Here is an 8,650-nt window from a genome sequence, read left to right on the forward strand (position 1 = left end):
GCCGAACACGTCTAGCCCGAACCAACAACCGTTTTCCGTCCCCCGGTCGAACGCGGAGCCATGACAGACGACGAGGAATCCACGCCGGACGCCGAGGAATCGGAAGCCACCGACAACGGTGAGGGCGAAAGCGACGGCGAGGAGAAATCCTTCCGCGAGCGTGTCGAGGAGATCCGCGAGAAACGCGAGCAGGAACGCGAGGAAGGCGAGGAAGGCCGCCCAAGCCCCGAGGAGATGATGGGCGGCGGCACCGGCGCGCCCGGCGGGATGGGTGGCGGCGGTGGCGGCAACCCCTTCGCCCAGATGATGAGCGGGATGATGGGCGGCGGTGGCGGCCCGGGCGGCATGGGCGGCGGCCCGCCGGGGATGGGTAGCGGCGAGGAGTCGTCGAACGACAACGAACAGCTCGTCCGTGAGATCCGCCAGCTCCGCGATGAGGTGCGGGACGCCAACCGCGAGCTCCGCCGGATCGCCGACGCGCTCGAAGACTGAGCTGCTGGCAGCCGTATTTTCTGGCGCGACAACACCATCCAACAGTGGGTCGCAACACCTAACATCCGCTCGGCCGCGAGAAACACACAGTGAGTATCGCCGCCGAGCGCATCGAGCGACTGTTCGCCCTCGCCAAGCAGGCGACCGCCGACGGCGAGTTCGAGCGCTCCCGGGAGTACGTTCGGCTGGCCCGCCGGATCGCCGAGCGGAACCGCTGTGGCCTGCCGCGGGCGTTCAAGCGGTTTACGTGTCCGCGGTGTGATGTCGCGCTCCGGCCCGGCGTCAACGCCCGCGTCCGACTGCGGGACGGCCACGTCGCAATCAGCTGTAACTGCGGGGCGATCAAACGCTACCCCTACGAGTAATCAGTGTGTCGCGGAACCCCCGGCACGAGTTGTGATAGTAAACTTACAGAAGCTCCCATATTGAAGCGACAGCACGGGGATTGCGGTCGCTTGTGCTGTCACAGAACGGATAGAATAAACATACAATTATTAATCAGTAGCAACCAGAGTCGATAATAATGGCAGCACCGCATGTGCTCCTCGTCGAGGACAGCGAGTTCATGGCGACCCGGGTCGCCGAGACGCTGGAGGAGGTTCATGACTTCTACGTGACGACCGTCGATACAGCCGATGACGTTCGCACAGCGCTCACGGAGTACGACGACATCGAATGTATCGTCACAAACTACGAACTGCCGGAGACAAACGGGGTCAAGCTCGCCGCCTCGATCAACGGCCGCAACGAGGAGCCGGAGATCCCGATCATCATTCTCACGGGCAGAGAGCTCGAACCGATCGCCAGCGACGCGATCCGGGCCGGCGTCACCGAGTTTGTCTACAAAGGCGACCACGCAACCGGCGAGATGGACGTCCTCGCCAACCGAATCGACCTCGTGTTGAAAGCCTACAGCGACCGGTGATCGGCCGATCGGCTGGGGTGGCTGGGAGTGAACCCGTAGGCTTTTGTCGATTCCGACCCCACAAAGCGATAATGAAGGAGTCGCTCATGGATATCCTCTGTTGTCCGGTGGATAAACACGACCTGGAGCTGACGGTCGAAACAAAAGACGACGAGGAGATCATCGAGGGAACGCTCACCTGTACGGAGTGTGGCGAGGCCTACCCCATCGAGGACGGGATTCCGAACCTGTTGCCGCCGGATATGCGGGACGAGGCCGCGGCCTAACCCACGCACCTGTAGCTTTTTGGTCTGTGGGGTCGATTCCCAACCGTGTCGCAACTGACAGTGTCGCTCAACGAGGACGGGCTCCACTCGATCGCCGCGCCCACCAGCTTCGAGACGAGCGAACCCTTCGATGTGGTGTTGGACAACGACGGCGAGGCCGTGCATGTCCATCTCAACCTCGATGAGACGCTGTCAACGGTCGCCGACATCCGGGCCACCAACCACTACGTTGAGCCCAACGGCTCGCGCCCGGTCGGGGTCGGGATCAACCCACGAACGACGGCGGTCACCGGTCGGCTCAAGATCGCCACGGGGTACGGATCCGAGGTCGCCTACACGACGGTCACGATCCAGCCGCCGGAGGAAGATCCCAAACGCGTCACCGTCGACGAGTCGCTGGCGAAACCTCAACGTGATCCCCCCGCGGAACCGACCACCGCCGAGCAGATCGGCGCGGCCCTCGCCGACAGCGGGGCCGGGCTCGTGGTTGCCTTTGGACTGATCGCGGTGTTGCTGGCGGTTGTGATCGCCGCAACGCTGGAAAGCGGGGTCGTCATCGCCGGCGCGGGTGTCGTCTTACTCGGCGTCGTCGTCGCCGTCGGCCTCGCTGTGCGCGCCTGAGTTCTCATTCGCTGTCGTCATCGTCGCCGTCGGGATGGGTCGGTGTCCCCGAGAGGTGTCCATCGTCGTCGAACCGTTTTTCCCGGAGATACCGCGCCCGCCACCGGTTGGCTCCGTTCCCGATATCGGCCTCTCGGATCTCGTCGATCTCGTCGTCCGCAACCGCATCGATGATCGCCTCGATCTGTTCCTTCTCGCTCGGCGTGAGCTCAAACTCGTAGCTCCGACTCTCCTCCCGTTCGAGTTTAGCCCACTCACGGCCCGCGGCGACGACCATCGAGCAGGGTTCCCGACAGGGGAAGACGCCGTCGCCGCCATCGGCATCCAGCGGCTCGTCTTCCGACAGCTCCCACTCGCGTCGCTTGAGACACTGGGAGTCGTCACAACAGGCCGCAGCCGCCCACTCGACGGCCTCGTCCGGCAGCACGGTGATCAGATTGTAGATCCCGCTCTGGCGATCCTGTTCGTCCCGCCAGTGGTCGATATCCAGCTCGCCGCGCTGCTCGCGGTGCCAGTTGACGACCGTTGCCGAATAAAACGCCTCGACGGCTTCGTACACCTCGCTTGCGGTCAGTTCGGGAAAGATCCAGCCGGAGTCGAGCGAGGGCGCGGTTTGGAGCGGGCGGTAGCGACCCGTTGCATCGAGCGTCCCGATATCGCGGGCGTCGAACGGATCCGTGTGCGTTGTCAGCGCGTCGGCGTCAGCATCGCTGTCGTCGACATGGCGGATCTCGTAGCGACGAGCCCCCTCGTCGGCCAGGGTCGTCGTAATCGAGAGCTGTCCCCACTCGCGGTCGATCCCGGAGTCGAGGGCGTCGTAGCGATCCGGAACCGGGCGGTCGTCGGCCAGTTCGAGCCACCGGCAGAACGCCTGGGTGACCTCACCCCCGACCGCCTGGGTGTAGAAATACCAGTTCGAAATGTAGGCTGCCCTCTCGGCGTCGACCGTGCTGAGTTCGTCGGCGGTGAGCGTGGTCTGTCGGCCGGGCGTCTCGATATGATAGCTGTCCTCGTCGGCGTCGTACTCGGCAGCCAACCCGTCGTACTCGATTGGTTCCGCCGCAAGCTGCTCTCGAAACGCTGCCAGCTGCGTCTCCGAAAGCCCGGATTCGATCATCGACATCTAATCGCCCGCCGCCTGCGTCGGTTTGGTTCGCTGGCGCACCCGCGCGATCGCATCACCGATATCCGCGCCGGCGTCGGCCGCGCGCTCAAGGATCACATCGGCGGTCAGCTCCTCGGTGCCGACCGCGCCGCCGTACCAGATCCGGTGGCCGTCAACTTCGCTCGGCACGTCGTACCCGTTCCGGTAATCGTCAGTAAGCCCCATGTCCTCGGGGATATCCTCCTGAGTGTGGAAGCCGTCGGCGATAAACAGCGGGACGACGATGATATCCTCGCTGTCGAAGTGGTCGGCAACGTCGTCGACCTCCGGCTCCTCGTCCATAAACAGGGCCTTGACCTCGTCGAAGCGACCGGTCTCCCGGATGCGCTCGGTGTGGTACTCGATCGCTTTCGCGCTGTTTTCGTTGCGCTCGGTGCCGTGGCCGACGACCGCAAAGCCGAATCCCTCGCCGACTGACGGATCGCCGGTGACCGATTCCGCACGGTGAATCAGTACGTCTGTCATCGCCTCGTGGGTGCCGACGGGGCCGCAGTAGTGAACCTCGGTGTCGATGTCGCTGGCGACCAGCGTGGCGGTATCCGCCGAGATGCCATCCGATCCCCACAGTTCGGGATCCCAGCCCTCCAACCGGAGTTCCCGTGGGATGACCCGCTCGGTGAAATAGCCCTCACTGATGAACAGCGGAACCACGTAGATGTCGTCACCTCGCGCCGTCCGAAGTACCTCACGAAGCGAGGGCTGTTCCTTCCAAAAGCCGGTTCGCACCTCGTCGAACGCGCCGGTTGCCCGGATCGTGTCGGCGTGGGTGTGTGTCGGCGTCGCCGAATCGGGGTTGAGATGAGAGCCGTGAGCGACGATGACCAGCGATTGCATACGCGGTGGTTTGGGCGTCGATGGCTTATGGACTTCGGGTGATCGCCATCGTCGTTGCCGAGACACCGAGCAATCGGTGGTTTTTGCGCCGGTTTGCCACCATCGACTCGTTGCTATGCGAGCACGCCGAGCGGCGGACGGCGACCGACGGCGAAATCATCATTAGCGTCGGCGACACGCCTCTGGTATGTCACTTGCCGCCGAAACACGCGAGGCCGTCCGTCAGCGACCCGTTCTCTATGACGGGCTTCGGGCGGGCATCGTCAACTACACCGCCGCCGCCGACAGCCTCGATATCGACGGCGACACCGAGTCGATTGCGACCGCGCTGCGTCGATTCGGCGAGTCGTTGTCAGCCGCAGACACAGACGCCGATGGCGACAGCGACAGCGGCGAGAAGGCTGACCGCTCGCTGACCGTTCGCATGGAAAGCGGCATCGACCGTGTCGACACCGACGCGCTACTCGCTGTCGACGGTGCCGGCTTCGGCGACGACGGGGACACAGAGCCAACCTCGGATGTCGCCGACGAATCGGCGTCGTTGACGGCGATCCACGCGACCGGCGATGTCGACAGCAAGCTGTTGGCGACAGTGATTGATCGGCTTCGGATCGACGAGATCGAGGTGCATGCGGCCGGCGTCGCCGACGACGCGCTGGTCGTGCTTGTGCCGCGTCGATCCGGAGCCACAGCCCTTCGGCTCGTCGAGGCGGCGGCGTAGCCGACACCACAAAAATTCGACGGCTTCAAACGCCCGCCGGTATCACCTCCGACAACAATGGCGCTGTCCGTGACGAACTCCCTGACAGACGAGCGTGAGGAATTCGAGCCGACCGGCGAGGACGTCCTGGTGTACGTCTGTGGGCTGACCGTCTCGGACGACCCCCATCTCGGCCACGCGCGGCTCTGGACGCACGCCGACGTGATCACCCGCTGGCTCGACTACGCGGGCTACGACGTGCGCCACGTCGAGAACTTTACCGACGTGAACGAGAAGATCGCCGCCCGAGTCGGCGAACGCCCGGAGTGGGAGACCGAAGCCGACGTAGCACGGCACTACATCTCGCAGGTGATCGAGTATATGCGCGGGCTCAACCTCGCACGCGCGACGGTCTACCCCCGCGTTTCCGAGCACATCCCCGAGATCATCGACCTCGTCGAGACGCTGATCGACGCCGGCCACGCCTACGAGGCCAACGGCTCGGTGTACTTCGACGTGACCTCCTTCGAGGACTACGGCACGCTGTCGAACCAGCAGCTCGACGAGCTCGAAGCCCAAGGCGAGCCCGACGAACGAAGCGAAAAACGCAACCCCGCGGATTTCGCCCTCTGGAAGGCCGGCGGCGTCTCCCCGGATGCCATCGCCGAACACGCCAAACACGACCACGGCGACGACCCACCGAGCGGTCAGACGTGGGCGTCGCCGTGGGGCGAGGGTCGCCCTGGCTGGCATATCGAGTGCTCGGCGATGTCGATGACACATCTCGCCGAGACGATCGACATCCACATCGGCGGCCACGATCTGGTCTTCCCGCATCACGAAAACGAGATCGCCCAAAGCGAGGCCGCCACCGGCCAGCGGTTTGCAAACTACTGGCTCCACACCGGCCTGCTTGAGACCGACGACGAGAAGATGAGCTCCAGTCTCGGGAACTTCTTCACCGTCGAAGCAGCCCTCGACGAGTACGGCCCCAACGTCATCCGAACATTCTATCTCGCCACCGAATATGGCTCGAAACAAACCTTCTCCGAGGAAGCGATGGCCGAAGCCGAGGAGCGGTGGGAGCGACTCCAGCGGAGCTACGACGCCGCGGTTGAGGCCTGCGATTCCGTCGATGCGACCGCGAAAACCGCGGATAGCGAGCTGCGGGCGGCGGTCGACGACACCCACGAGGCGTTCACGGCGGCGATGAACGACGACTTCAACGTCCGGGAGGCGATGGCCGCGCTTCGCTCGCTGACGAACGCGGTCAACCGCCATCTCGACAGCCACACGACCTACGACTATCACGGCCTCAAACGCGCTGTCGAGACGTTCGAATCGCTCGGCGGCGAGGTCTTTGGCCTACAGTTCGGAGCCGAAACCGACGGCGATGTTGGCCTCGCCGGCGACCTCGTAGAGTTGCTCCTGGGCGTTCGAGAGGCCGACCGCGAGGCCGGCAACTACGAGCGCGCCGACGAGCTCCGGGATTCGTTGGCCGACCTCGGGGTTGAGGTACAGGACAGCGACGACGGGCCGACGTTCCGCTTCGAGTAGGCCAGCCGCTGCGGGATCTCGATTTCTACGGTTTCTTCATCTCAGTACATCGTCGGCAACGGTCGGCGTTCCGTCAGTCCATTCAAGCATATTGAGCACCGAAACGAGATCATCGATCCGGGTATCAAACACGTTCAGCGGGTGAGAATCCAAATGCGTCGCCGCGGCGCGTTGGACGGTCGCGTCGTCGTAATCGAGTTGAAAATGACACGGGCCGAGAGTCATGTGGGTCTCGTCTTGCTGCCAGCCACCCATGAGATCACGCTCGCGTTCGACCCACTGAATCCGGTAGCAGTCGTAGTCGAGATCGCGGGGAAAATCGAAGGAAACCTGTAGTTCGGCCTCGCTGCAGGGGTACTCCCGATCCAGAAACCGTACCGGATCGACCGTCGCTCGGACGCCGATCTTGTTGCCGGCGGCGGTGTGATACCACACCTGTTCGATAGGGGCCGTTTCGCTGTCGACCTGTGTCTGCAGGCGATTGTGAATCCGCGTCAACAGCCGCCGACTGTCGAGGTTCGCGCGGTTGGCGAGAAACAGCATCGGCTACTCCGAAACCGACGCCGACCCATCGCCGGGCTGGGTGGGGTCACCGAGCTGGTCGGGGGTGATCGACCGTGCGTCGTCGTACAGCTGGAGGGCCTGCCGGAGCAGCCGTTGGTTGTCGGTCGCCCGCTCCCAGCGGCGGAGCACGCGGTTTCGCTCGCGGATCGCTTCGGCACGCTGCTCGTCGGCCAGCGACGCTTCGAGTTCGTGCCGATCGCTGACGCCGAACTCGGCTTTCCAGTCGTCGATCTGTGCTTGGATTGTGGCGATCTCTTCACGGAGTTCCGCCCGCGTGTGGTCGTTGATCAGCGCGGCAAGTTCCGCGAAATACCGCTGTTGGTAGTTCGGGGCGTACTTCGTGTGGCCGTCGTCGCCCTCGATGGCCCGCAGTTGTCCGAACTCGACCAGCATCTCCAACTCGTCTTTGGCCGTCTGCCACGCAGACACGCCGGCCTGCTCCCGAACCCACTCAACCGACCGGGGGTCGGTGAGCGTGGTGGCGATCTCCCGCACCCGCTCTCTCGCGGTCAGATCTTCGTCCCACGCGGGAAGACCTGTCTCGCTCATACGCCAAATACGCTATTTGCTCTCTTATATTTTAGGATGCCTCTCAGATATACGGGTAAGATTGCTGGTCGACGGCGGCTCACAGCGAGAGAGTCATCATACAGTATATGCGTCTCGATACTGTCACCTGGGAATATGGACGGTCGCCGCCTGATCGAAGCCCTCCTCGGCGTCTACGTCGCGACGCTTTTGATCCCGACACTCGCGGTTACCGGCTGGGTCGCTGTCGGGTCGGCCTCGCTCGGAGCGGTTCTCGTGGCCGGCCTCGCTATCGCCGGCGCGGGCGGCCTCGCTGCGACCACGATACCGAACCTCCCCGAGCGGGCCACGTCGCTGCCGGTCGTCGCCGCGACGATCCTGCCGCCGCTGCTGTTTTTGCCGTATATGATTCTCGCTGCCCCCGATGCCGCACCCGACGTGTATCCGGTTGTTGGGCTGCTCGCTGTCATCCCCGGGATGGGCGTCCCATTCGCTGGCGGCATGCTCCGAAACCACCGGTTACGGGAGCGAGCCACCGAACACGCGGTCGTTACGACCGGCGATGGCGACGACGAGAGCGGCCTGAGTCAATCGATCAAAGTTGCGGCCGCTGGCGGGGTCGGCCTCATCGTCGTCGCTGTCGTGGTATCGATCCTGGCGTTCGATGGCTTCGACGGGAGTTCCACCCTGTTCACCTGGCTGACCGGGTTGTCGTCGCTGTTCTTTCTGTTCGATAACGACGGTCACGAACTCGCCGTCACCGACGAGGGCCTGCGGGTCGACCGCTCGATCACACCGTGGGACGATCTTGGCAGCTACCGCGTCACCGACGAGGAGATCCAGATCGAACGTGCGAGGTGGTGGCTCCCAAGCCGGGATTTCGACCGTGAGGAGATCGACGACGAGGCGTTTATCCAGGCCCTCAGTGTAGGTTCAGATGTGGTCTGACTAGTTCCTCGGCTCAACTGGATACAGCTGCTGTAGCTTGATACGAGCGT

At 63.9% G+C, this 8,650-nt stretch carries 12 protein-coding genes; 8 read left to right on the plus strand and 4 right to left on the minus strand.

Annotated elements, in window-relative coordinates:
- Nucleotides 1–60 precede the first annotated feature (60 nt).
- From HKK80_RS13860 to HKK80_RS13880, 5 genes are all read left to right on the plus strand, one after another.
- A complete protein-coding gene (locus HKK80_RS13860) occupies nucleotides 61–492 on the plus strand; it encodes a hypothetical protein (protein ID WP_411800180.1) in 432 nt (143 codons plus the stop codon).
- Nucleotides 493–581: 89 nt separating this feature from the next.
- Nucleotides 582–857: a ribonuclease P protein component 4 gene (locus tag HKK80_RS13865; protein ID WP_411800181.1), complete on the plus strand. Its 276-nt coding sequence runs from the start codon at nucleotides 582–584 to the stop codon at nucleotides 855–857.
- A 158-nt stretch (nucleotides 858–1,015) separates the two neighbouring features.
- On the plus strand, nucleotides 1,016–1,417 hold the full coding sequence (locus HKK80_RS13870; RefSeq protein WP_411800182.1) for a response regulator: 402 nt from the start codon (nucleotides 1,016–1,018) through the stop codon (nucleotides 1,415–1,417).
- Nucleotides 1,418–1,488: 71 nt separating this feature from the next.
- On the plus strand, nucleotides 1,489–1,683 hold the full coding sequence (locus tag HKK80_RS13875) for a methytransferase partner Trm112 (RefSeq protein ID WP_411800183.1): 195 nt from the start codon (nucleotides 1,489–1,491) through the stop codon (nucleotides 1,681–1,683).
- 45 nt (nucleotides 1,684–1,728) lie between these two features.
- Nucleotides 1,729–2,304 (plus strand): hypothetical protein, encoded by a 576-nt coding sequence (locus HKK80_RS13880; protein WP_411800184.1) that lies wholly within the window; start codon nucleotides 1,729–1,731, stop codon nucleotides 2,302–2,304.
- Between the two features lie 4 nt (nucleotides 2,305–2,308).
- Here the strand turns inward: HKK80_RS13880 and HKK80_RS13885 are convergent, their stop codons facing one another.
- Together HKK80_RS13885 and HKK80_RS13890 are read right to left on the minus strand one after the other, a co-directional pair.
- Nucleotides 2,309–3,427: a DR2241 family protein gene (locus HKK80_RS13885; protein WP_411800185.1), complete on the minus strand. Its 1,119-nt coding sequence runs from the start codon at nucleotides 3,425–3,427 to the stop codon at nucleotides 2,309–2,311.
- The gene (locus tag HKK80_RS13890; protein WP_411800186.1) at nucleotides 3,428–4,303 is read right to left on the minus strand and encodes a CbiX/SirB N-terminal domain-containing protein; all 876 of its coding nucleotides are present in this window, start codon (nucleotides 4,301–4,303) and stop codon (nucleotides 3,428–3,430) included.
- A 187-nt stretch (nucleotides 4,304–4,490) separates the two neighbouring features.
- Between HKK80_RS13890 and HKK80_RS13895 the strand changes: the two genes are divergently transcribed.
- Nucleotides 4,491–5,024: a hypothetical protein gene (locus HKK80_RS13895; RefSeq protein WP_411800187.1), complete on the plus strand. Its 534-nt coding sequence runs from the start codon at nucleotides 4,491–4,493 to the stop codon at nucleotides 5,022–5,024.
- Nucleotides 5,025–5,081: 57 nt separating this feature from the next.
- Complete coding sequence (cysS, locus tag HKK80_RS13900; protein WP_411800188.1) at nucleotides 5,082–6,560, plus strand: cysteine--tRNA ligase; 1,479 nt, start codon at nucleotides 5,082–5,084, stop codon at nucleotides 6,558–6,560.
- Nucleotides 6,561–6,596: 36 nt separating this feature from the next.
- On the opposite strand, the gene HKK80_RS13905 is transcribed toward cysS, so the two are convergent.
- Nucleotides 6,597–7,103 (minus strand): hypothetical protein, encoded by a 507-nt coding sequence (locus tag HKK80_RS13905; RefSeq protein ID WP_411800189.1) that lies wholly within the window; start codon nucleotides 7,101–7,103, stop codon nucleotides 6,597–6,599.
- A 3-nt stretch (nucleotides 7,104–7,106) separates the two neighbouring features.
- Nucleotides 7,107–7,673 (minus strand): hypothetical protein, encoded by a 567-nt coding sequence (locus HKK80_RS13910; protein WP_411800190.1) that lies wholly within the window; start codon nucleotides 7,671–7,673, stop codon nucleotides 7,107–7,109.
- A gap of 135 nt (nucleotides 7,674–7,808) precedes the next feature.
- On the opposite strand from HKK80_RS13910, the gene HKK80_RS13915 reads away from it, so the two are divergent.
- Nucleotides 7,809–8,600 carry a hypothetical protein gene (locus HKK80_RS13915; protein WP_411800191.1) on the plus strand — a complete coding sequence of 264 codons (792 nt, stop codon included), beginning with the start codon at nucleotides 7,809–7,811 and terminating at the stop codon, nucleotides 8,598–8,600.
- Nucleotides 8,601–8,650 lie beyond the last annotated feature (50 nt).

Origin of the sequence: Halonotius sp. F2-221B, assembly GCF_046719765.1 — an archaeon.
Classification (GTDB): Archaea; Halobacteriota; Halobacteria; order Halobacteriales; family Haloferacaceae; genus Halonotius.